Genomic DNA, 22,723 nt, shown 5'->3' with positions numbered 1-22,723 from the left:
GGACTTCCCCACATGAGCGACACCCCGGCCGACGTGCTCCTCGAGATTCACACCCACGCACTGGCAGGCATGCTGAACGCCCCGCAGCACTTCGCGCGGTGGGCCGCCCTCGCGGCCGACGAGGACTATCCGGACTCCGACCTGAGCGAGGAGCTGTTTCACTCGTACCTCGTCGACGGCGACGAGGCCCTCAGAGCCCTGTGGAGCCGTCACCTCACCGCCTGGGACTTCGCCGAAGACCCGCAATGGGCGCTCGGTGTCCCAGCCCGCACCGACGAACGGCGCGCAGCCGTGTACGACCGCCTGCGGTTCGGCGCCGACCTGCGGAAGACGCTGGATGACGCCGTGCCGGTGGCAAAGATGCCGGGCCCCACGGTGATCACACGTGATTTCACCCCTTGGTACACCCCGGAGCGAGCCGCCGCCCGTTCCTTCTACTGGACCTCGTACGAGCAGAAGCTCCGTGCCAAGGGCTGGTCGGATGCCGCGATCGCGAGCCTCGACGAGGCAAGCCAGGCCGTGGTCGAACGCCTCACCGACCCGGAACAGCCGGCGGCTCGACAGGCGAAGGGTCTGGTCGTCGGTTACGTGCAGTCGGGCAAGACAGCCAACTTCACCGGCGTCACCGCCAAGGCGATCGACGCCGGCTACCGCCTCGTCATCGTGCTCGGCGGCACGCTCAACCTGCTGCGCGCCCAGACCCAGCGCCGCCTGGACATGGAGCTGATCGGGCAGGAGAACATCCTGCGAGGCGCGGACATCACGGACCTCGACTCCCTCGTGGGCGTGGACTACGTAGGTGACGACGAGGACTGGGACGAGTTCGTCCGGCACGGTGCACGCCCGTCCGTGCTCGGTGCGTTCGACATCGAGCGTCTGACGACTCGCGACAACGACTACAGGAGCCTCGCGCAAGGCATCCGGGCCCTCGAGTTCGAGAAGCGAGAGCCGACCCGCCCCCTGCATGATCCGGCGAACCTCCACCGCGCGGCCGCCCGCGTCCTGGTGGTGAAGAAGAACAAGTCCGTTCTGACCAAACTCGTCAAGGACCTCAAGCAGATCCACGGACTGCTCGGTGAACTGCCGACCCTGATCATCGACGACGAGTCCGACCAGGCGTCCGTGAACACCCTGGACCCCAGGAAGTGGGAGCAGGGCAGGACGGAACGCACAGCGATCAACGGTCTGCTCTCCCAGCTCCTCAAGCTGCTTCCACGAGCGCAGTACGTCGGCTACACAGCCACTCCCTTCGCCAACGTCTTCATCGATCCCGGTGACGACGAGGACATCTTCCCCAGCGACTTCTTGATCTCGCTTCCCCGTCCGTCCGGGTACATGGGCGTCCAGGACTTCCACGATCTGGACCTGGCAACAGAGCGGGACGAGCGCACCTGCGCCAACTCCCAGGAGAAGGCGCACATCCGGGACATCCACAACTCCGCGGACGACCGTCTCCAAGAGGCCATGGACGCGTTCGTCCTGTCCGGTGCGCTGAAGCTGTACCGGGCCGAACACGGTGTCGATGAAGTCGCGTTCCGGCATCACACGATGCTGGCTCACCAGTCGGTACGGAAGGACGATCACGCGGATCTCGCCCTGCGGATCAATTCCATGTGGCATCAGGCGGGTTACCGCTCGGCAGCCGGCCACGAACGCCTTGCCGCGCTGTGGGCTTCGGACTTCGCTCCGGTCAGCGAGGCGCGCGCCTCGGACCTCCCCGCCCCTGACACGTACGAGGAACTGCGCCCCTACGTGTATGGCGCACATCAGCGCATCGGCTCCGGAGGCCGGCCGGTCATCGTCGTGAACGGGGACTCCGACCGCTACTTCGACCAGCTGAACCTCGACTTCGACCGGACACCGCACGTCTGGAAGATCCTGGTGGGCGGAACGAAGCTCTCCCGCGGTTTCACCGTCGAGGGCCTGACGATCACGTATTACCGCCGCACGACGCAGCAGGCCGACACCCTGATGCAGATGGGCCGCTGGTTCGGCTTCCGGCGGGGTTACCGGGATCTCGTACGCCTCTACATAGGACGTGAGGAGACTCTCGGAAGCGGCCGCAACGCCAGGACGGTGGACCTGTACGAGGCCTTCGAGGCCATCTGCCGCGACGAGGAACTCTTCCGCGAGGAACTGGCCCGGTACGCACCGCTGGTCGACGGCCGCCCGCAGGTCACCCCGGCGCAGATTCCGCCGCTGGTGGCCCAGCATCTGCCGTGGGTGAAGCCGTCGGCCCGGAACAAGATGTTCAATGCGGAGCTGGTGGAGGTGCGGTCGCCGGGTGTCTGGGAGGAGCCCACGGCCTACCCCGAGGACCCCGATGCCCTGCGTCACAACACGGAGTGCTGGGCACCGATCCTCGGAGCGCTGTCGCACGCCCCCGTCCCGCTCTCCGTGGACGGCGGCCCGCAGTACGACGCGCGGGTGGGCACGGTGTCGCACAGGGACCTGCTCACGGTGCTGTGCGACCTGCGCTGGTCCGCCCCGGAGCAGTTCTCGCCCCACCTGGAGTTCCTGCTGGATGCCGGGCGAGAATCCGGCACGATCGACGACTGGTGCGTGATCGCTCCGATGCAGACGTCCACCCGCCGGAACGAGGCGCGCATTCTGGGGCACGGCCCCTTCTCCCTGGCCCGTCGCAGGCGTCGCCGCGGTCCTCTCTTCGGCGCGATCCGTGATCCCAAGCACGTCGCGGCGGCGATGCGCGTGGCGGGTGCCACTCGTCTTGCCGGAAACGTGACTGTCGAGCAGAACGTCCGTCCGCGTCGGGGTGCGCTCGTGCTCTATCCCGTGGTGGAATCCGACCCCAGACTCGCCTCCGACGGTTCCGTCGATCCACGTGACCTCGTGATGGCCTTCGCCTTCGTCGCCCCTCCGTCGACAGTTCGGGGCGACCGCCCCCTGGTGCGGTTCCGCGCGATCGACTCGACCAGAGAGGAAGCGGCGATAATCGACCGTGACGACATCCGTTCGTGAGGCTCGACGACAGTGAACACCATGATGCCTTCCTCTCCCGGGGTGTCGGCCCGCATGAGCAGGCAGGCGAGCAAGGACACCGGGGTGGAACTGGCCGTGCGGCGGCTGCTGCACGCGGCCGGGCTGCGTTATCGCGTGGAGTACCCCGTGCCGGGCATGCCCCGGCGACGGATCGACGTGGCGTTCCCCCGGGCCAGGGTGGCGGTGCTCATAGACGGCTGTTTCTGGCACGGCTGCCCTCAGCACGCCACACAGCCCAAATCCAACAGGGAGTGGTGGCGGGCCAAGCTGGACCGGAACATGGCCCGTGATCGGGAGACGACGGAGCATCTCACGACCCAGGGCTGGACCGTCCTGCGGTTCTGGGAGCACGTATCGCCCGACGAGGTCGCCGCCGCGGTGCAGGCGGCGGTGGAGCTGGAGAGACGGGTCCGGGGCGTAGCAGTGGGAGGACGGCGGTCGTCGGACCGCTGAAGGACAGCAGTAGGGGGATCGTATGACCGAGCGGCTGGGTTTCGTGGACGTCTGCGCGGGGGCCGGCGGTCTGGCGTCGGGGCTGGAGAGCGCGGGCTTCTCGCCGGTGCTCCTGCTCGACAACAAGCGCCAGGCGTGCGAGACGCTGCTGGCCAACCGGCCGCAGTGGAAGGTCGTCTGCGAGGACCTGATCGACTTCCTCCCCGAGGAGCACCCGGAGACGCTGGACGTCGATCTGCTCTCGGCGGGCCTGCCCCGGGTGAAGTCCTCGGCCGCGGTGGGGCGGTCCGACAGCGAACCGGAGCTGCGACTGCTCACCGCCACGATCTACCTGGTCCACGCCGTACAGCCACGCGCCCTCCTGCTCGAGAACCTGCCGGCTCTCGTCGACTCGCCCGCGTACGCGGAGGTCCGGAGGTTCGTCGAGGAGGAGCTGACGCACCTGGGTTACCGGTTCCGCTGGTTCGTGCTGAACGCGGCGGACTTCGGCGTCCCGCAGGAACGGTTGCAGGGCGTCCTTGTGGCACTCAAGGAGCCGTGGTTCCACGCCTTCGTCCCACCGGCGCCGACCGTACGCGAGCACGTCTCGGTCGGTCGGGCGCTGCGGCACTCGATGGGCGCGCGGGGCTGGGCCGAGGCGGACGCCTGGGCGGACCAGGCACGGGCCGTGGCCCCGACCCTGGTCGGCGGATCGGACAACCGGGGCGGCCCGGACCTCGGCCCGAGCGGAACGAAGAGGGCCTGGGCCCGGATGGGGGTGAACGGCGGAGCGTTCGCAGACGAGGTGCCGGGGCCGGACTACTCATGGCCGCGCTCGGACGACATGGCCCAGATGCTGAAGATCACGGTGGACCAGGCGGCCGTGCTGCAGTCCTTCCCTCCGGAGTGGCGGATCACGGGCCGGAAGACGGCCCGCTACCGACAGATCGGTCACGCCACCCCTCCGCCGGTCGGCAGAGCACTGGGTCAGGCCATCGCCGGCGCCCTGCGGGCGCCCGCCCGTGCGTAGGCAGGGCGGCAATGCGGGCGCCGATCGCCGGCTACACTTCAAGCCCATGAGCCACGTCACGCACACACCCTCCTCACCTGCGGTTTTTCGCATCGTGGACCTTTTCGCGGGTCCCGGAGGGCTGGATGTGGCGGCGGAGGTCCTCGGTCACCGGGTCACCGGCATCGAATGGGACGACAACGCCTGTAAGACCCGTGCGGCAGCGGGGATGGACACGTTCGCCGGTGATGTGAGGGAATACCGCGCCGCCCACTTTCCTCACGCCCAGGTGTTGACGGGTGGGCCGCCCTGCCAGACGTTCACGGTCGCCGGACACGGTGCCGGCCGCAGGGCCCTGGACGACGTACTGAAGTACATAGCGCGGCTGCACGAGGCCGTTCGGTCCGAGTCGACGCCTTGGCGTGAGGTCTTCCGGACCTGGCGCGGGATCTCCGAGGAACTGCGGCACAAGGCCGCCGAGGCGGAGACGGTCAAAGCCGCGAAACGTGAGGTCGAAGCGGTCCGCTCGGCCACCCGCAAGGCGGCCGGGAAAAACCTCGCCGACCACGGCTGCTCGAGTGAGGAGATCAAGCTCGCCCTGAAGACGCTGGAGGCACCGCTCGGCCTCGCCCGCCGGGACGCCGACCTCAAGGACCTTTTCGACGGCCTCGCCTCCCTGGAGAAGTCCCTCGACGCGCACCGGATCAGGTTGGAGGAACTGGGCGACGAACGGACAGGGCTCGTCCTCCAACCGTTGTGGTGGGTGATCGAACGGAGCCGACGCCCGGGGCTGGTGCCCTACGAGGCCGTCGTGCTGGAGCAGGTGCCTGCCGTGATGCGGGTGTGGGAGGAGTACGAGAAGGTGCTGACCACCCTCGGCTACCGGACCAGGACGCAGATGATGCACACCGAGGCGTTCGGCGTCCCGCAGACCCGCAGGCGTGCCGTGCTCATGGCCAGGTTCGGGACGACGGACATCCCGGCGCTGAAGGAGACCCACGAGCGTTACCGGCCGAGTGGTGCTCCCGCCGCCTCCGGGGGTGCGGACCGCACGGACGGGCTGCTCTGGGACGTCGACGACAAGAGCGTCGGCAGGAGCGAGGACGAGCCGAAGAGCTCCTGGGTGTCCATGGAGGCGGCCCTGAAGAAAGCTCGGGACATCGCGCTGGAGCTGGACCTGCCCGACCTGGACCTGCCGGACCGCCCCGCCTTCACCGTCGTCTCGAACTACGGGACCGGCGGCGACCCGAGCGCGCGCGGACGCCGTGACCACGACGCCCCGTCCTCGACGGTCACCGGGAAGGTGTCCCGCAACCGGCTCGTGCACAAGGGCACGGACACGGACCTCCCCCGGTTCGGCCGTTTTGAACTCGCCGAGGCCGGGGTGCTCCAGACGTTCCCCGTCGCCTACCCCTGGCGGGGCGGCGACCGGTCCCAGCAGATCGGCAATGCCGTGCCGCCCCAGCTGGCGCTGCACGTACTACGGCATGTGCTGGAACCGGAGCTGAGCGACAAGGAGGCCCGTGCCAGAACGGCGCAGGCCGTGGCGGACCTGGAGAACTGGTGTCCCCCGAGCGAGCCGGTGAGGATTCGCCGGCGGGACGACCTGAAGGGGCACCCCCTCACCGGCGGGTGACCCCTCCGGCTCATCCCTGCGGCGCCCGTCCTCGGACCGGCGCCGTTTCGAAGAGGTCGGCGAAATACTTGGTCAGCGTCTCCACGGACGCCTCGGGCACGGGCTCCTCCTCCGGCCCGGTCGGCAAATCGTGGCGGGGCACGGGAGGCGCGGTCTCGGCCTCCTCGATCCACCGGCGCAGATCTTCCGGGTCCCGCGTCTCGTCCGCGGCCAGCGTGTCGTAGACCAGGGTGGCTCCGGCCGTGTTGATCGCGGCCATGAGGCCGTTGATCTCGCGACCGGTGGTGGCGATGCCGCTCTGGAGGACACGGACCAACGCCTGGGCCGTGGGACGGTGGTCGACCAGGTCCGACCGCATCACGGTGTGGATCAGATCCTGATTGGAGCAAGCGACCACCACCGGGGCGTAGTCCCCGCCGTTGCGGAACAGTTCGGCCGCCCACCACAGACGTGAGAAGCACTGTCTGTCAGGGGCTCCCTTGAATCGGGCCGGGTCGACACGAGGCTCGGGAGTCTTCGCCGAAGGCGCGGAGAGATGCCGCCACACCACGTAGTCCGGGGCGACACCGAGCGCGAGGTGGTTCCAGATCCGCCGGTCGGCGGCTTCCCTCCGGGTCAGGCGGAGGGCCGCGTGCAGACGGGGGGCCAACCAGGCGTCGGCCTCCGTCCGGTTCTCCTTGAACTGGTGCAACGCGTCGTCGATCAGTTCCCGAAGGGGTTCCGCCCGCCAGCGGGCGTCCTCCTCCGGAAGGGGCTCGACGACCTTCGCCAGGTCAACACCCCCGTGCCCCTGGATCCCCCGGAGCAGATCGTCGGTGAGGAAGGAGTCGGCGGCCGTAGCGGAGAGCAGACCGAGTCGCTCGGGACGGTGGTGCGGCTGCTCGATCACGGCCGGTCCTCTCGGTTGGTCTGCTGAAGTGCGCGCAGGACGTTGGCGAGCGACTGGCGCGCACCGGCACGACGTACGGCGGCGTAGTGAACGCGGGTCTGGAGTTCCACCCATCCCGCGTCGCCGGTCCGGCGCCGGTGAACCTGACGCAGCGAGTCCTCGGCACGGAGGCCGGGCACCACGTCGGGGAGCATCTCCCGCAGCACCTCCCCCCTCCAGTCGGTGGGGAAGACGGGTGAGCCGTCGGGCTCGACCTCCAGATCACCGACCGCGCTGTGGAAGACCGCTGTCCACACGTCGGTGGCCATCTGTGAGAGCAGCAGCTCGTGGACCTTGTTCTCCATCCCGCCGGTCTCACCACCGAGAAGGTCGGCGAACCCCTCGACGTCGGTGTTGACCATCACCAGCGGGAGCCGGCCCGAGGCGTCGACGACCCAGGGGGCGTCCGCGTAGGGACGCAGCCATTCCCGCGCGCTCTTGGTGAAACTCGTCTGCTTCACCTCGAGGCGCAGTCCGCCGAGCGGTTCCTCGGCGGTCGTGTCGATCGTCCAGTCGGTGTCGGTCTCGGTGATCGCCCGGCCCTGCACTCCGTCCACGGTGGCGACCGCGTGGACCGCCAGATCGGCACGGCCGACGTGGTCGTCGCGGCGCACCTCGATCGCGCCTGACCACTCCTTGCTGTCCGGAGCGTCCCGGCGGAGTTCGGCCGTGGTGCGGACATTGGTGTCGCCGTCGGTGAGCACCGCGAGAACCCGCAGATCGCTCCACGGGGCGTCGGGGTCGGTGGCGCCGGGGGGCAGAGTGGCGGACAGGCCGATCCTGGCGGACAGCCAGTCCTCGTGCTGCGCCACGCCCAGGGCGACGGTCCTCTGCGGCGTCGAGAACGCAGAGGTGTCCAAATGATCACGGGTGCGGTCGGGCAGTCTGAGCGAGACCGAGGTCACCCTCAGGCCGACCGGGCGGTTGAGTCGCTTGTACGGGTAGAACTTCATGCCTCACTCCCCTGAACCGACACGGAGTTCGAGCGCGAGTCGCGTGAGTTCGGTGCGGACCGGATGACTGGTGGGGTCGGTGGCCCCGCGGAACACCGCCTTGCGAGCGCCTTGCGCGAAGTGCAGCACGCCGCCCTCCACCTCACAGCCCTCCACGGCGACGAGTTCGGCCCAGTCGAGTCTGGGCCTGCCGCCCGAGCGGACGTCGAGGAGGACCACAGGGGTCATCGCGGGCAGTTCGTCGGCGCGCGGAAGCTTCACCTCCGCGGTGATCCGCCACTCCCTGTTCTCTCCGATCTCGGCGTCCAGCTCGACCAGTTCCGGCACGGCCGGCCCGGTTCCGCGCTTGGACGCGGCGGTCCTGCGCGGGACGGTGAGCTTCTTGCGCAGCTTGGCGCTGTCCTCGGCGCCGGGGCGCCTCGGCCGGACCACCAGCTCCTTGACGGCCGCGTTGACCTCGGTGGTGAGTCGGGAGATCCGGTTGTGGGCGCTGTGGGACCAGCGGAGGGTCAGCTCCTCCGTCTGCCCCCAGCGGTCGTGCTCGGGTGGTTCCGCGGCGCGCAGGAACTCCTCTGCCTCCCCCGCGAAGGGAGCCGACTCCCCCGCCGCGTGGCCCACCAGGAGCACGGCCTGGAACTGGGTGACGCCCAGGGGCAGACCGTGGACGGTGGACTTCTTGATGGTCATCCGGTTACCACGCAGGGAGTGGACCTGGTTCGGCACCCCGTCCTTGTCCTCGGCCTCAGTGACCAGGAGTACTCCCGGGTGCGTGCCGAGGGTGCCCGGGCGCCCGCCGGACAGGGGGAGGCGCAGCGGGACGGTGCGGAGGGCCACCTGGCCGGCCTCGGTGAGCCGGTCCACGGTCGTCCCTTCGTAGAACGCGCGCAGCGCCCGGCTGCGCGAGGGCTGGGTGTCGATGGGGTCGACCGTCTCCTCCTCCACGACGGGCTCGCCGTTGCGGTACGTGCGCACCGAGGTCTCCAACAGCGGAAGTCTGCTGCCGCCTCCGGTCATGGCCGCCCAGAAGTCCCGGCCCAGCGCCTCGACCAGACGTCGGTGCATGACGCGGATGTCGCGGATTCCGGCGTCCGCGCCCTCCTCCTCGTCGTCCGCTTCCGTTCTCCCCTGTTCGAGACTCGCCACGTCATGGGCACCGACGATGAGAAAGGACGTGCCCGGCTCGTCGTTGTCGCGGGTGAGATAGAGGCGCTCGACCGTCTCCTCGTCGGCCCACCAGGAGCGGACCACCTCCGCGTTGTGCGACTCGGGGTCGGGGCGGCCCAGCCAGGCGGGGCCCGCGTACGGGGTGGCGTCGACGGAGCGCCACGGCAGTTCCAGCCGTCCGATGACGCGGCGCTCGGTGCGCCCCTCGTGCGGGACGGAGAGCGTGGAGTTGATGAGCACCATGCCCAGCGCGCTGGTGGCCCAGAGCGTGGCCTTGCCGAGGCCGTAGGAACCGCCCGCGCCACGCCCCGACTTGAGGCTCTCCAACTGCCTGCGGACGACGGCCGCGAACTTGCCGTCGCCGTAGTCGTCGCCGGTGAGGCCGGAGGCGTTGTAGTCGTCGACCCGGAGGAGGATCAGACGCCCCTTCTCGAACATGTCGCGTACACCGGCGTCGACGACACGGCCGACCTTCTGGTCGGCGGCGGACTCGGAGACCGCGGAGTAGTGGGGCTGGAGTTCGTCCCACAGCACGGCGGCGCGGAACGCCTCCAGCTTCTCGCCGGTGAGTTCGTGGATGGTGTAGCGCACCCGGACAGGACGCCCGTTCTCCACGAGCCTCTCGTCCAGGCTGTTCTGGCAGGTCTCGCGCGCGAGGACCTGGACGTCCGCGTCGAAGGCGAAGGCCGCGGCGTTGCCGCCGTCACGCCCTCCGTCCTGGTACCCGGGCCGGTGGTACCAGGTGACCGGGAGGCCGGCCTGGGTATCGGTGGTCCGGGTGTGCACGGTGCCCAGATCCGTGCCGAGCGCCTTGGCGATCTCCCCCATGACGGTCGGCCGCGGTACGGAGCGTCTGGTGATCCACGCAGAGACCGCGGCTCTGGTCAGCCCCAGCTCGTCGGCCAACTCCGCCTGTGTCTTGCCTGCCAGTCTGAGCTGACGGGACAGCCAGGGCCCGAAGTCCTCACCGGCCTCCACAGGGCCTCCCACTCTCTGACGTATGTCGTTGTGCCACGGTCATGGACAGGCTAATTTGACACAGCGACACACGTCAACTGACGCTTGACGCAACCGTATCGAGCCCGCCCACATCCATCCATCCCGTTTGATCAGTTACATCCGATCAGAGAGCTTCGCTCACATTCGTCGCACCGACTGCGAGCCGGGAGCGAGGTGCACTTCTCGAACGCGAACCAGCGCCGCAAAGCGGAAAGGTCAACTCCGTTAAGTCGTAGTCGAATTACGGGTAGACCGAACGGGTGAAGCACCCTAGGATCACGGCAGCGGAAAGTGTCCGCCTCACTCGGGAACTCTCGTGTGACAACGGGTGAGTTGCGCCCTCCTGCATTCTCGCGACCCCGAACGTGCTCGCGATGCGGGGATCCTCGACAAGGACCGAAGGACTCGAAATCCATGGAAGACCCTCCCGGGGAGCCGGGATCTCCGCATCACTGCGCCCCTCATTCGATGCGTGAGATCAACTCCGTTCACTTAGAGCTCGGCTTAGCCAGATCCGAGATGGACAGGAAGCAGATTCTCGACTCTTTCGGCATGACGGCCGAGGAATTCTACGAGCTCATCGACCACCGTTCCGGACCCACCGACCTCCACGACGACTGACCCGCGAGGGCCGATGTCCCTCTGCGCGCGATCAGCGAGGCCACGGAGTCGCCGCCCCGCATTTGCGCCGTTGCACCGGCTCGGACCGCCCCACGCCCGACCCTCTCGTACGTGTCCGTCAAGCCATCTATCGCAGGAGCCGTGAAGAAGCAATGTCCGATTTCTCATCGTCGGTCATCCGCACCGTCGTCGAACAGTCCTCTCGCGTCCTGCAGACGTACGAGGTCGACCCCGGCCTCATTCCCGAGCACGCCAACGGAGAGCGTCGCATCACACAGGGAGGATACGGCGACCGCCAGCTCTTCGAACTCGTGCAGAACGCGGCGGACGAGATCGCGAACGAGCCCGGAGGAAGTGTCCACGTCGTTCTCACGGAGACCCACCTCTACTGCGCGAACGAGGGATCCCCGGTCACTCCCATGGGTGCGGAAACCATTCTTCGCATGAGCCTGTCACGCAAGCGGGGTGGCCAGATCGGCCGATTCGGCGTGGGCGTGAAATCCGTCCTGGTCGTCACGGACACCCCGCAGTTCTTCAGCAGAACCGGCGCCTTCGGATTCGACCGCGAATGGGCACTGGAGAAGATCCGCTCGGTCCCCAACGTCCTGGAGCACCTCGGCGAGCGGTTCGACGCACCGGTGCTGCGGATGGCCCGTCCCCTCGACGAGGCAGCGGAGCGCGCCGAAGACCCCGTCCTCGACGAGCTGCTCGACTGGGCCACCACCGTCGTCCGCCTGCCTCTGCTCCCCGGCGCCGCCGGCAAGTTGGCGCTGGACATGCATGGCGGACGGACGACCGCCGGGTCGGCCCGCGAGGAGTTCCCGCTCGGATTCCAGCTGCTCTCCCCGCACGTGGCGAAGGTCGTCCTGGAGGACCGCCGGCCCCACCCGGCCGTCCGTCGCGTGCTGACCACCGAGCGCGCCGGGAATCTGCACACCGTGGTGGAGGAGCGGACGGGGAGGCCGACCGTCAGCGCCCGCTGGCGGGTCTTCTCCACCACGCACGAGCCGGGTCCCGCGGCCCGGGCCGACGCCGGCGAACTGCACGACCGTCTCGCCCTGGACCTCGCCTGGGCGGTTCCCGCACTGGAGAAGGACGAGAAGACCGGCCTCCACGTCAGCCCGCAGTCGCGGGGGCGTGGCCGCTTCTGGTCCTTCTTTCCCACCAAGTACGAGATGTCCCTGAGCGGCATTCTCAACGGTGCCTGGAAGACCAATGAGGACCGTCAGAACCTGCTCGACTCCTCCGCGTTCAACGAGGAGATGGTCAAGGTCTCGGCGTCGCTGGTGGTCGACTCCCTGCCCGGCCTGGCCCCCGCGGAGGACCCCGCCGCGTACCTCCCGCTGCTGCCCGGCCGGGTGAAGGAGGCGATCAGCTGGGCGGATGAGTTCCTGACCCGGGAGATCTGGGAACGGACGGCCGTCCGCCCGTCGCTCCCCGACCAGGACGGCGTGCTCCGCGTCCCCACCGAGCTGCGCGTCCCGCCGCGTCTCGACAAGGACCGGCACGCCGGCTGGCTGCGGATGTGGCACGAGACGCCCGGCCGCCCTTCGGACTGGCTGCACCCCAACGCCGAAGCCGACGCGCTGCGTTCGGGCAAGGTCGAGCACATCCTCAACGCGGCCGGACACAAGCGGTCCGATGTGCGCGCTTGGCTGGAGGCCCTAGTCGCATGCGGCACCGCCGAGGCGTCCTCGACCGCGATCCGCATCCTCGCCGACATGGTCGAGACCCGGTCACCGTACGCCGACGAGGCCCGCAAGGCGAAGATCGTACTCACGGAGGAGCACGGCCTCGTCCCTCCCGTCCCCGGGCAGGTGTTCCGCCGTACCGAAGAGGACGGTCTGCGGGAATCCCTGGTGTACGTGGTCGGCGAGATCGCCCGGGACACGGGACTCGCCTCGGCCCTCAACCTGCTCGGCATCCGCGAGGCGGATGTCGAGGGCCGGTTCGTCAGCGTGCTCGACCAGGGGTTCGACGGCTACGGGAACGCCGAATGGGAGCGCTTCTGGGATCTCTTCCGCCAGGCCGGCGGGCGCCGACTGACCCACACCGTGCTCCGGCACGTGCCGGACGTCGGCGTGACCCTGCGCGTGCGGACCGCGGACGGCAAGTTCCGCCCGGTGCGCGACTGCATGCTGCCGGGCGCGGTGGTCGACGCGGGACGCGACCCGGCCATCGCCGTCGACATGGGCTTCCACTCCGACGACCTCGCCTTCTTCCGGGAGATCGGTCTGCGGGAGAGGCCGTCGGCGTCGGTGCGTCCCGAGGGCGAGAACTGGTTCGAGGAGTACCGGGAAGCCGTCCACGCGGCCCATCTGCGAAGCCTGGACCAGCGGGCTCCTCGCCCTGCCCTCAACCGCATGAAGGTGGAGGGAGCTGCGATCGGTGGCCCGCTGCACCTCTTCCGATCGCTCTCCGAGGAGTCCCGAGCGGCCTTCCTGAAGGCGCTGCCGGACGAGGCCGTGGTGGACAACTGGACACGCCAGATCGGCGCGCAGTCGAGCACCCGCCAGGCCGTGATGTCTCCGATCCGGTGGATGCTCAGAAAGTACGGAACGGTCTCCACCTCCCAGGGCGTCAAGCCGCTGGGCGAAGCGGTGGGCCCGCAGCTCGCCGCCTACCGCGACGTGCTGCCGGTCGCCGACCTCTCCGCCGAGAAGGCGCGCAAGCTGCGTCTGCCCGTCACGGTCGACGAGGTCCCGGCCGCACACTGGGAGACTCTTCTCTCGCAGGTGACCCGGAGCGAGGACGACGCCTTCGTCGGCAACACCTACGTGATGCTGACCCGGTTCGGAGCGGACTTCCCCGAGGACGCGCTGACCCGCTGCCGCATCGGCGAGACGTGGGGCACTCGACCCGACGACGAGATCACCGTCGCCGTCGGCACGACCGAGTACCGGGCGTTGCGCGCGGAACAGCTTCCCGCCCTGCTCGTGACGACCCCCGAGGACGCCGAGCTGATGGTCGAGAAGTGGGGCATGAAGCGCTACGCCGAGGCCATCACCCGGGAGACGCGCGAGGTCCCGGACGGCGACCCGATCCCGCTCGTGGAGCTCTACCCCGCCCTCCGCCAGCGACTCGGCAGCGGCAACCGGAACGCCGTGGTGCAGCGGTGCACGGAGCTGGAAGAGGTGACGCGGACCCCGAACGCCGCGAAGACCCGCCCGCTGGACGCGGTGCGCCAGGGCACCACCGTCAAGGTCCGCGTCCCCCTGGAGCCCGAACCCATGCTCCGTCTGATCGACCGTGAGCTGGAACTCGGGCTGGGCCCGACCGGCTGCCGGAACGTTCTGGAACGTCAGGAGCAGATGGCACGGGACAGCGCGACGAAGGCCGCGCTGAAGGCCGTACGCGAGGCCGAGGACGTGGTCACCAAGATCGAGCTGCTGATCGGTGCGGAGGCTCTGCGGTCCGGACTCCCCGAGGGGCTGATGGAAGCCGAGCTGGAGGGGACGGCCGGCGAGGAGCCATCCGGTCACCGGATCGCGCAGATGGCCTTCAACGCGCGCGGCGACAGGGTGCTCCACCACCACGCCCGGGACATCCAGGCCAGGTTCCCGCACGCACCGGTCGGATACGGGGGTTCGTCGGCCGCCATCGCCTTCGTGTCCAGCCTCGGGCTGCCGGTGACCTTCGCCGGGTCCCGGACGCCGTCGCCGCCCGCGTTCGAGACGATCGACGGCCCGCGGGACTTCCCCCGGCTCCACGACTACCAGGAGGACCTGGTCCGCAACATCACCACGCTGCTCGACCGGCTGGCTCCGCAGCGCGCCATGCTGTCGCTGCCCACCGGCGCGGGCAAGACGCGCGTCACCGCCGAGGCCGTGATCCGCTGGGTGAAGCGGGTCGGCGAGCTGCGGGGACCCCTGCTCTGGATCGCGCAGACCGAGGAGCTGTGCGAGCAGGCCGTGCAGAGCTGGAAGTTCGTGTGGGGCAAGGTGGGTGCCGAGCGGCCGCTCACCATCAGTCGACTGTGGAGCGGCAACGAGGTCGGGGACGTCGAGCGGCACCCGCACCTGGTCGTCGCCACGGACGCCAAGCTGGAGCGGTGCTTGGGCACCGACCAGTACGAGTGGCTGCGAGAGGCCTCCCTGGTGATCGTGGACGAGGCCCACACGGCGATCTCCCCGCGCTACACCGACATCCTGGGGAAGTTGGGGCTCACCCAGTACGAGACCCGTCGGCACCTGCTCGGTCTGACCGCCACCCCGTACCGCAACACCAACGAGGAGGAGACCAACCGGCTGGCCGGCCGCTTCGGCCGGCGGCGTCTCGACGAAGGGGTCTTCCCCTCCGGCGATCCGTACCGGGACCTCCAGGACTGGGGGATGCTCGCCCAGGTGGAGCACCGGACCCTCGAGGGCGGCAGCATCGAGCTGACCCGCGACGAGAAGGTGCAGGCCGAGCGCATGGCCATGCTCTCCCGCTCCGCCGAGCAGCGCCTCGCGGAGGACCACGCGCGCAGCCGTCGCATCGTCGACGAGGTGGCCGGGCTCCCCGAGAACTGGCCGACCCTGCTCTTCGCCACCTCCGTGGACCACGCCAACTACCTGGCCGCCCTGCTGAACGATCGCGGAGTGCCCGCGGCCGCCGTGGACTCGACGACCAGCACGCAGGACCGACGCCGACGCATCGAGGACTTCCGCGCGGGGCGCGTCCGAGTCCTCACCAACTACGGCGTCCTCACCCAGGGGTTCGACGCACCCGCCACCCGCGTCGTGGTGGTCGCCCGCCCCGTCTACAGCACCAACGTCTACCAGCAGATGATCGGTCGGGGCCTGCGCGGCACGAAGAACGGCGGCAAGGACACCTGCCTCATCCTCAACGTCTCCGACAACATCGCCAACTTCGACACCCAGCTCGCGTTCACCCAGTTCGAACATCTTTGGAGCCGTAAGTGACCGACGTCTACCTGGACAGCCCCCCGCTCACCGACGAGCAGCGGGCCGTGGTCGATCAGCCCTGGGACGCGCGTGTCCTGGTCACGGCGGGAGCCGGTGCGGGCAAGACGCACACCTTGGTCCGCCGGCTCGACGCGCTGTGCGGTCACCAGGACCCGGAGGAGGCGCTGGAGGCCGCCGAGATCCTGGTGCTCACCTTCTCCCGAGCCGCCGCCCGCGAGCTGCGCGAGCGGATCGCCCGGCACGGGGAGCGTGCCCGGCGGGTGCGCGCCCAGACCTTCGACGCCTGGGCGTACGCCGTGCTCCACCGGGTGCACCCCGACGGCGACTGGACGGCCACCGGCTTCGACGAGCGGATCGCCGCAGCGACCGACGCCGTCGAGAAGGGGGCACTGGAGATCGGCGACGCCGTGCCGCCCGCCCATGTCGTGATCGACGAGGTGCAGGACCTGCTGGGTGCCCGCCGCGAACTGGTGGAGACGCTGCTCGACCGGTACCAGGACAGCTGTGGTTTCACCGTCGTCGGGGACGCGGCCCAGTCCGTCTACGGCTTCCAGATCGCGGACGCGGACGAACGCGCCGACGAGACCGGCCGGTTCTTCGACTGGCTGCGCTTCTCCTACCCCGACGACCTGGTGGAGCTGCGGCTCACCGAGAACTTCCGCGCGACCACACCGGAGGCCCGGGTGGCGCTGGCGCACGGACCGCTGCTCCAGCAGCTCACCGACCCGGACGAGGCGGGATCGCTCTACGACGAACTGCGCGACCTCCTTCTGGACCCGACGAACGACATGGGCGACCTCACCGACGAGTTCACCCTGGACGGCCTGCGGGACCGCTCCGACACCTGCGTGGTCCTCACCCGCGACAACAGGGAGGCCCTCGTGGTCTCCGAGCTGTTGCACGCGCACGGCGTCGAGCACCGGCTGAGACGTCCGCTCGAAGAGCGTCCCGTGCCGTACTGGGTCGCCGAGCTGCTGCGCCGTACGGGGGCGACCGGCCTCACCGAGGACCGGTTCCGCGCTCTGCTCACGGAGATCCCACTGCCCTACGAACCCGACGCGGCGGCTCTGTGGACCACCCTGCGGCGGGTGGCCCGCGGGTCCGGGCGGAACGTGCTCGACCTGGATCGGCTGCGCCGCGCGGTCGCCGAAGGCAGGTTCCCCGACGAGGCGGCCGACCCGGAGACCGCCCGGATCGTCGTCTCGACCGTCCACCGTGCCAAAGGCCTGGAGTTCGACCGGGTGATCGTCCTGACGCCGCCGACCGTCGCTGAACTCCACACACGCCACAAGGACGAGCTGGACCTCCCCGCCGAGGCGCGCGCCCTGTACGTGGCGATGACGCGCGCCCGCCAGGACCTGTACCACGTGGCGCCGCCCGAACTCCCGCAGTTCAGACGAGCGGGAAAGCGGGGCGACGGCCGACGCTACGTCGGCGGCTGGCGTTCGTACGACCGGTACGGAGTCGTCGTGGAGGCGGACGACGTGTGCCGGGACGATCCGCCCGGTCACGACGGCGATGCCGGCGCCACCCAGGCGTACCTCCTGGAACGGGTGGCCCCCGGGGAGTCCGTGGTACTGCGCAAGCGCCACGACCTGCCGATGGGCGAGACGCAGAGCCCGCCGTACGCCGTGCTGCACGACGGGCGGGAGATCGGGGAGGCGTCGCGACGGTTCCGCGAGGAGCTGTTCCAGGTGCAGAAGGTGAACAGGACTTGGGACCCCTGGTGGCCCGACGAGATCCGCGGCCCGCGGATCGACACCCTGGAGACCGTGACGGGCAGCACCGCGGCCGGGGCCAACGCCGGCCTCGGGGACCGGGGCATGTGGATCGCCCCCAGGATCACCGGCGTCGGATGGTTCCGACGCGCCGACGACGAGGAGCAGGGCGCATGACGCAGCCGGCAGGCCGACACTCCGAGCACTACCGGGTCCGCGACGAGGAGCTCCTGGCAGGGCTCCGCCGAGAACTCCTCGGCCCCGCCGAGGACGCCCGACCGGACGACCGGGACGAGGTGCTCACCCAGGACGCCCCGATCGACCGCTACCTGACCGGCGTGCTGTACCCGCGCCCGGCGGACGAGGGTGCCGAGGAACGGAAGAAGGAGGAGGCCGCCGAGCAGGAGGGTCTCGACGAAGCACCGCTGCTCGCCCGCGACGACGTCGAGGAGTCCGGCACCGCGCAGGACCTCGGCAGGGCGGGGGACCGCCGGCCCTCCTCCATGGGGCTGACCTTCGCGGTGGATCCGACCATAAGCGACACGATCGTGGTCTCGGCGCGCGCCGCCGTCTACGAGCCCACCGACGCCGACGGCGACCCGGTCGAACCGCGCCGTGCCGAGGCCCGCACCACCTCCGATCAGCAGGAGCACTGGCGCCGCAGGGAACTGGCGCTGCCGGACCAGGAGATCGACGTCACCACGCCCGCCGGTGACGAGCGGTACAGCCTGCTCGAAGGGGTCGCCCTGCGCGTGACCGTCCGGCGGCGCGACCCGGCCACCGGCACGGTCACGGTGACGGTGACCCTGGTCAATGAACACAGGGTCGGCAAGTGGGATCTCCAGGACGCCTTCTCCCTGTTCCAGTGCGGTCTGACGGTACGGGCCGCCGACGGCTCCACCGCGTTCGTCGAGCGTCCCGCCCCGCACTCCGCCCACGACCCGGAGATCGCCACGAGTCGGCTGCTGCACCGCCACGCTCCGACCTTCTCCGTAGGACACGGCTGCTCGGCGGAGTGGGACTGGGCTCCTCCGCCGATCGGCATGACCGACACCGTCCCGGCCGCCGTCGCCGAGGTGCGAAGCCAGTTCGTGCCGACCGTGGAGGTACTGCTCACCGACTCCAACCCGGAGATCGACGACCGGGCGTTGTCCATGCTGGAACTGGCGGAGAAGCCCGACTCCGACGTCCTGACCGCTCTGGAGGAACTCGCCACGGGCTACGAGCGGTGGATCGACCGCAAGGCGGCCGAGGCGGACGCGCTGACGGGCGGCCGCCACGAGAAGGCCGCGCGCGAGCAGGTCGCGGCCTGCGGTGAGGCGCTCGGCCGGATCCGTGAAGGCATCGACCTGCTGCGGACCGAGCCCGACCTGATGCGCGCGTTCCGCCTCGCCAACCGGGCCATGGCCGACCAGCGTGCCCGCAGCGTATGGGTCAAGGGCGGACGCGTCGGCTCCCCCGACCCGACCGCCGGCCGCTGGCGTCCCTTCCAGATCGCGTTCGTGCTGCTGTGCCTGGCCGGCATCCACGACCCCGATCACCACGACCGCGAGACCTCCGACCTGCTGTGGTTCCCGACCGGTGGTGGCAAGACGGAGGCCTACCTGGGGCTGATCGCCCTCACGTCGTTCCTGCGTCGCATCCGCAGGGGCGCGGACGGCGGCGGTGTCACCGTCCTCATGCGCTACACACTGCGGCTGCTCACCCTCCAACAGTTCGAACGCGCGGCTGTCCTGCTCTGCGCCATGGAGCAGATGCGGCGCCGCACGCCGGAGCTGGGCGACGAGGAGTTCTCCGTCGGCATGTGGGTGGGACGTTCGGCCACCCCCAACACGCTGGCCAAGGCCGACGAGAAGCTCGGCGAGCTGCGCAGGAGCCTCGACAAGCGCCTCGCCAAGGAGAACCCCGTCCAACTGCACAGCTGCCCCTGGTGCGGAACCCGTCTCGACGCCCGCGCCTATGACGTCGACGAGGACGCCAAGCGGATGTACGTCCGCTGTCCCGGAACGGGCTGTGACTTCGCCGACGGCCTGCCCGTCCATCTGGTCGACGAGGCGGTGTACGACGCGCGGCCGACGCTGGTGATCGCCACCGTCGACAAGTTCGCCTCCATGCCGTGGCGCCCGCAGACATCCGCGCTGTTCAACCTCGACACACAGGGCGACGACACCCCTCCTCCCGAACTCGTCGTCCAGGACGAACTCCATCTGATCTCCGGCCCGCTGGGCTCCCTCACGGGTCTCTACGAGACCGCCGTGGACGCCCTCACCGGTCGTCCCAAGGTGATCGCCTCCACGGCGACCATCCGTCGCGCGGCCGATCAGGGCCTCCGTCTGTTCGCGCGCGAGGTACGGCAGTTCCCGCCCGCCGGGCTGGACGCCCGCGACTCGTGGTTCGCCGTGGAGACACCTCGCGAGAACAAGGCCAGTCGTCGATACGTCGGCCTTCTGGCTCCCGGGACGAGCCAGTCCACGCTGCTGATCCGGACGTACGCCACGCTGCTGCACCGGGCCGAGCAGGCGGAGACCGCGGACGAGGTGCGCGACGCCTACTGGAGCCTGGTCGGTTACTTCAACAGCCTTCGCCTGCTCTCGGCGGCCGAACTTCAGGTCCAGGACGACGTGGTGGCCTACCTGGAGCTGCTCGCCGACCGTGAGCAGTCCGAGGTCCGATCGGTGGCCAACTACTCGGAGCTGACGAGCCGTGTCGACGCCAGCGAGATCCCGACCCGGCTCAAGGGCATCGAGAAGAAGCTGCCGGACGAGGACACCGTGGACGTCCTGCTGGCCACCAACATGATCGCCGTGGGCGTGGACGTGGACCGTCTCGGCCTCATGGCCGTGATGGGGCAGCCGCAGACGACGGCCGAGTACATCCAGGCCACCAGCCGTGTCGGTCGCGCGCACCCCGGTCTGGTCGCGGTCATGCTCAACTCGGCCCGCTCCCGCGACCGCTCCCACTACGAGAACTTCCAGCACTTCCATTCGGCGCTCTACCGGGAGGTCGAATCGACGTCCGTCACCCCGTTCTCCGCCCGCGCCCTCGAGCGGGGCCTTCACGCGGTGGTCGTCGCCCTCGCCCGCATCCTGATCCCCGCCGCCCGCCCCAACGACGGCGCCGGTGACGTCGAGTCGTACGAGGACGACCTCCGGGGCCGTATCAAGGACGTCTTCCTGGCTCGTGTCCGTGCGGTCGCCCCGGAGGAGACCGACGCCGTGTCCGAGGCCTTCGACGAGTTCGTCGACTGGTGGTGCGACGAAGCCGACGTCCACAGCGGTCTGCTCTTCGAACCACGACGGGGCAGTCGCGCCCCTTCGCTCCTGAAGGCGTACGACGACGAGTCCGAGGAGACCGCGGCGTGGTCCACGCTGTGGAGCCTGCGCGACGTCGACGCCGAGTCCGCCCTGTTCATGGAGGGAACCCGATGACCCCGCCCCACGCACGCCGGCGCCGCACGACCGCAAGGGGCGGAACACCCGCCCACGACCTGCCGAGGCGTGGTGCGGTCCGCCGCGCCCAGGCGATCACCACGTACGGTGTGGGATCGCTCATCGCCGTCGACCACGAGTCGTTCGTCGTCTCGGGGCTCGACGACGCCGAGAGCAGTTGGACGGCCGACGAGGCCCCCCGGATCTACGAACGGCGCCTGTCCCGTCTGCTCGGTGTCGACTGTTTCCGGCTGCCGCCCGCGTCCGACGACGACAGCAAGGACGGTATGCGGGTCCGGCGCTTCCCGCTGATGCACTCCTGCCCGGAGTGCACCGACCTTCAGCGCCACCGCGACTTCAACCCCCCGGAGGGGCGGAGTGTTTGCGGGACGTGCGAGGTCGATCTCGTCCCCTCCCGCTTCGTCGTCGCGTGCGAGGCCGGACACCTCGACGAGTTCCCCTACTGGCAGTGGGTCCACCGCTCCACCGGGCGCGGGGGCACGACGGCCGGACGGTGCGGCGGGAAGCTCAGACTGCGTTCGTCCGGGCGTACGGCGTCGCTCCGCTCGATCCTCGTCTCCTGCACCTGCGGGCAGGCCCCCGAGGTCTCCATGGAGGGATCCTTCCGCAGGAACGCTCTCAAGGACCTGGGCCTCACGTGCCGGGGCTCCCGCCCGTGGCTCGGTACGTCCGCCCCTGCCGAGCAGTGCGGACTTCGCCTGCGCACGCTGCAGCGCGGTTCGTCCGCAGTGTGGCAGCCGGTGCTGAAGTCGGCACTCTCCATCCCGCCATGGAGCGACGGTCGCACGGATCCGCTCGCCGAGCACTGGGCGAAGCTTCGCAAGTACGACAGCCAGGCGGCTGTCGAGGGCTATCTCGACGCGGTCTTCGACGAGAAGTGGCCGATGTCTCTCGACGAGGTGATGGCGCTGCTCGACGCCGAACGCGAGGAGGATCCCGACGGCGAAGCGGAGCCCTCCTTCGACCACCGCTATCGCGCCCTGCGCAACAAGGAGTACGAGCGTCTGCGCTCGGGCAACGACGAGAGCGAGTACTCCCGCGACGAGCAGTTCGTCTGTGAGACCCCGCAGGGCGACACGGGCGTACTCGGTCCGCTCGGCGTCACCGGCCCGATGCTGGTCAAGAAGCTCCGCGAGGTGCGCGCGCTGAAGGCGTTCACCCGCCTCGCCGACCCCGACTCCACGACCGGTTCGAAGGAGATGCCCCTGTCCGAGTCTCCTCTGCGCTGGCTGCCGGCCATGCAGGTCCGGGGCGAAGGAGTCTTCCTCCGTCTGGACGAGGACCGACTCGGCACATGGGAGAAGGCCACAGCGGTGGCGGCCCGCATCGAGCGCATGCGCACCGCGCACCAGCGAGTGCTCGACCAGCGGGCCGGCGACCGGGGTGAAGCCGTCCCCTCCCCGGCAACCCCTCGCATGGTGCTGCTGCACACCTTGGCGCACATCCTCATCAACGAATGGAGTCTGGACGCGGGCTACCCGGCCGCGGCTCTGCGCGAGCGGCTTTACGCCGCCGACGACATGGCCGGGGTGCTCGTCTACACGGCGACGAGCGACTCGGCGGGCAGTCTCGGCGGTCTCGTCGCACAGGGCGAACCCGAACTCCTGGACCGCACTGTGCGTTCGGCCGTCCGCCGTGCCGAATGGTGCTCCTCCGACCCGCTCTGCATGGAGACCGAGGCGTCGGGCACCAGCGGGACGAACCTCGCCGCCTGCCACGCCTGCGTGATGCTCCCCGAGACCAGCTGCGAACACAACAACATCCTGTTGGACCGAGCCTTGCTCGTGGGTACCCCGGAGGATCCCGACCTCGGCTTCTTCACACCCGTACGGGAGCAGTGACGCCCTCCCGCCGGCCCGGACATTCGTACAGGTCGGTGGTGGGCACACAGTCTCGGGGCCAGGGTG

General features: G+C 69.7%; 11 protein-coding genes. 8 read left to right on the top strand and 3 right to left on the bottom strand.

What is annotated here, in order from left to right:
• The first annotated feature begins 12 nt into the window (after nucleotides 1-12).
• The 4 genes from ACIP67_RS06960 to ACIP67_RS06945 are packed head-to-tail and all read left to right on the top strand — an operon-like array spanning nucleotide 13 to nucleotide 6,077.
• The gene (locus ACIP67_RS06960; protein ID WP_401688511.1) at nucleotides 13-2,979 is read left to right on the top strand and encodes a Z1 domain-containing protein; all 2,967 of its coding nucleotides are present in this window, start codon (nucleotides 13-15) and stop codon (nucleotides 2,977-2,979) included.
• A 54-nt stretch (nucleotides 2,980-3,033) separates the two neighbouring features.
• Nucleotides 3,034-3,453, top strand: a complete 420-nt coding sequence (locus ACIP67_RS06955; RefSeq protein ID WP_401688508.1) for a very short patch repair endonuclease — start codon at nucleotides 3,034-3,036, stop codon at nucleotides 3,451-3,453.
• A gap of 22 nt (nucleotides 3,454-3,475) precedes the next feature.
• On the top strand, nucleotides 3,476-4,462 hold the full coding sequence (locus ACIP67_RS06950; protein ID WP_401688505.1) for a DNA cytosine methyltransferase: 987 nt from the start codon (nucleotides 3,476-3,478) through the stop codon (nucleotides 4,460-4,462).
• A gap of 46 nt (nucleotides 4,463-4,508) precedes the next feature.
• A complete protein-coding gene (locus ACIP67_RS06945; RefSeq protein WP_401688502.1) occupies nucleotides 4,509-6,077 on the top strand; it encodes a DNA cytosine methyltransferase in 1,569 nt (522 codons plus the stop codon).
• A 10-nt stretch (nucleotides 6,078-6,087) separates the two neighbouring features.
• On the opposite strand, the gene ACIP67_RS06940 is transcribed toward ACIP67_RS06945, so the two are convergent.
• The 3 genes from ACIP67_RS06940 to ACIP67_RS06930 are packed head-to-tail and all read right to left on the bottom strand — an operon-like array spanning nucleotide 6,088 to nucleotide 10,100.
• A complete protein-coding gene (locus ACIP67_RS06940; protein ID WP_401688499.1) occupies nucleotides 6,088-6,966 on the bottom strand; it encodes a DUF6339 family protein in 879 nt (292 codons plus the stop codon).
• On the bottom strand, nucleotides 6,963-7,958 hold the full coding sequence (locus tag ACIP67_RS06935; RefSeq protein WP_401688496.1) for a hypothetical protein: 996 nt from the start codon (nucleotides 7,956-7,958) through the stop codon (nucleotides 6,963-6,965). The genes ACIP67_RS06940 and ACIP67_RS06935 overlap by 4 nt, the downstream gene beginning before the upstream one ends.
• A gap of 3 nt (nucleotides 7,959-7,961) precedes the next feature.
• Nucleotides 7,962-10,100, bottom strand: coding sequence for a helix-turn-helix transcriptional regulator (locus ACIP67_RS06930; protein WP_401688493.1), 2,139 nt, complete (start codon nucleotides 10,098-10,100; stop codon nucleotides 7,962-7,964).
• 794 nt (nucleotides 10,101-10,894) lie between these two features.
• Here ACIP67_RS06930 and ACIP67_RS06925 point away from each other — a divergent pair.
• The 4 genes from ACIP67_RS06925 to drmB are packed head-to-tail and all read left to right on the top strand — an operon-like array spanning nucleotide 10,895 to nucleotide 22,657.
• Nucleotides 10,895-15,646 (top strand): DEAD/DEAH box helicase, encoded by a 4,752-nt coding sequence (locus ACIP67_RS06925; protein WP_401688490.1) that lies wholly within the window; start codon nucleotides 10,895-10,897, stop codon nucleotides 15,644-15,646.
• Nucleotides 15,643-17,544 (top strand): UvrD-helicase domain-containing protein, encoded by a 1,902-nt coding sequence (locus ACIP67_RS06920; protein ID WP_401688487.1) that lies wholly within the window; start codon nucleotides 15,643-15,645, stop codon nucleotides 17,542-17,544. The genes ACIP67_RS06925 and ACIP67_RS06920 overlap by 4 nt, the downstream gene beginning before the upstream one ends.
• A complete protein-coding gene (locus ACIP67_RS06915) occupies nucleotides 17,541-20,795 on the top strand; it encodes a helicase-related protein (protein WP_401688484.1) in 3,255 nt (1,084 codons plus the stop codon). Before ACIP67_RS06920 ends, ACIP67_RS06915 begins: the two co-directional genes overlap by 4 nt.
• The gene (gene drmB / locus ACIP67_RS06910; RefSeq protein WP_401688481.1) at nucleotides 20,792-22,657 is read left to right on the top strand and encodes a DrmB family protein; all 1,866 of its coding nucleotides are present in this window, start codon (nucleotides 20,792-20,794) and stop codon (nucleotides 22,655-22,657) included. The genes ACIP67_RS06915 and drmB overlap by 4 nt, the downstream gene beginning before the upstream one ends.
• Nucleotides 22,658-22,723 lie beyond the last annotated feature (66 nt).

This window comes from Streptomyces sp. NPDC088812 (assembly GCF_044750285.1).
In the GTDB taxonomy this organism is placed as follows: domain Bacteria; phylum Actinomycetota; class Actinomycetes; order Streptomycetales; family Streptomycetaceae; genus Streptomyces.
This window is presented reverse-complemented; position numbering and strand designations above follow the sequence as displayed.

Excerpts from the sequence above, each read along its gene's own strand:
- ACIP67_RS06960 (WP_401688511.1), top strand. The coding sequence starts at position 13 with ATGAGCGACACCCCGGCCGACGTGCTCCTCGAGATTCACACCCACGCA.
- ACIP67_RS06955 (WP_401688508.1), top strand. The coding sequence starts at position 3,034 with ATGAGCAGGCAGGCGAGCAAGGACACCGGGGTGGAACTGGCCGTGCGG.
- ACIP67_RS06950 (WP_401688505.1), top strand. The coding sequence starts at position 3,476 with ATGACCGAGCGGCTGGGTTTCGTGGACGTCTGCGCGGGGGCCGGCGGT.
- ACIP67_RS06945 (WP_401688502.1), top strand. The coding sequence starts at position 4,509 with ATGAGCCACGTCACGCACACACCCTCCTCACCTGCGGTTTTTCGCATC.
- ACIP67_RS06935 (WP_401688496.1), bottom strand. The coding sequence starts at position 7,958 with ATGAAGTTCTACCCGTACAAGCGACTCAACCGCCCGGTCGGCCTGAGG.
- ACIP67_RS06925 (WP_401688490.1), top strand. The coding sequence starts at position 10,895 with ATGTCCGATTTCTCATCGTCGGTCATCCGCACCGTCGTCGAACAGTCC.
- ACIP67_RS06915 (WP_401688484.1), top strand. The coding sequence starts at position 17,541 with ATGACGCAGCCGGCAGGCCGACACTCCGAGCACTACCGGGTCCGCGAC.
- drmB (WP_401688481.1), top strand. The coding sequence starts at position 20,792 with ATGACCCCGCCCCACGCACGCCGGCGCCGCACGACCGCAAGGGGCGGA.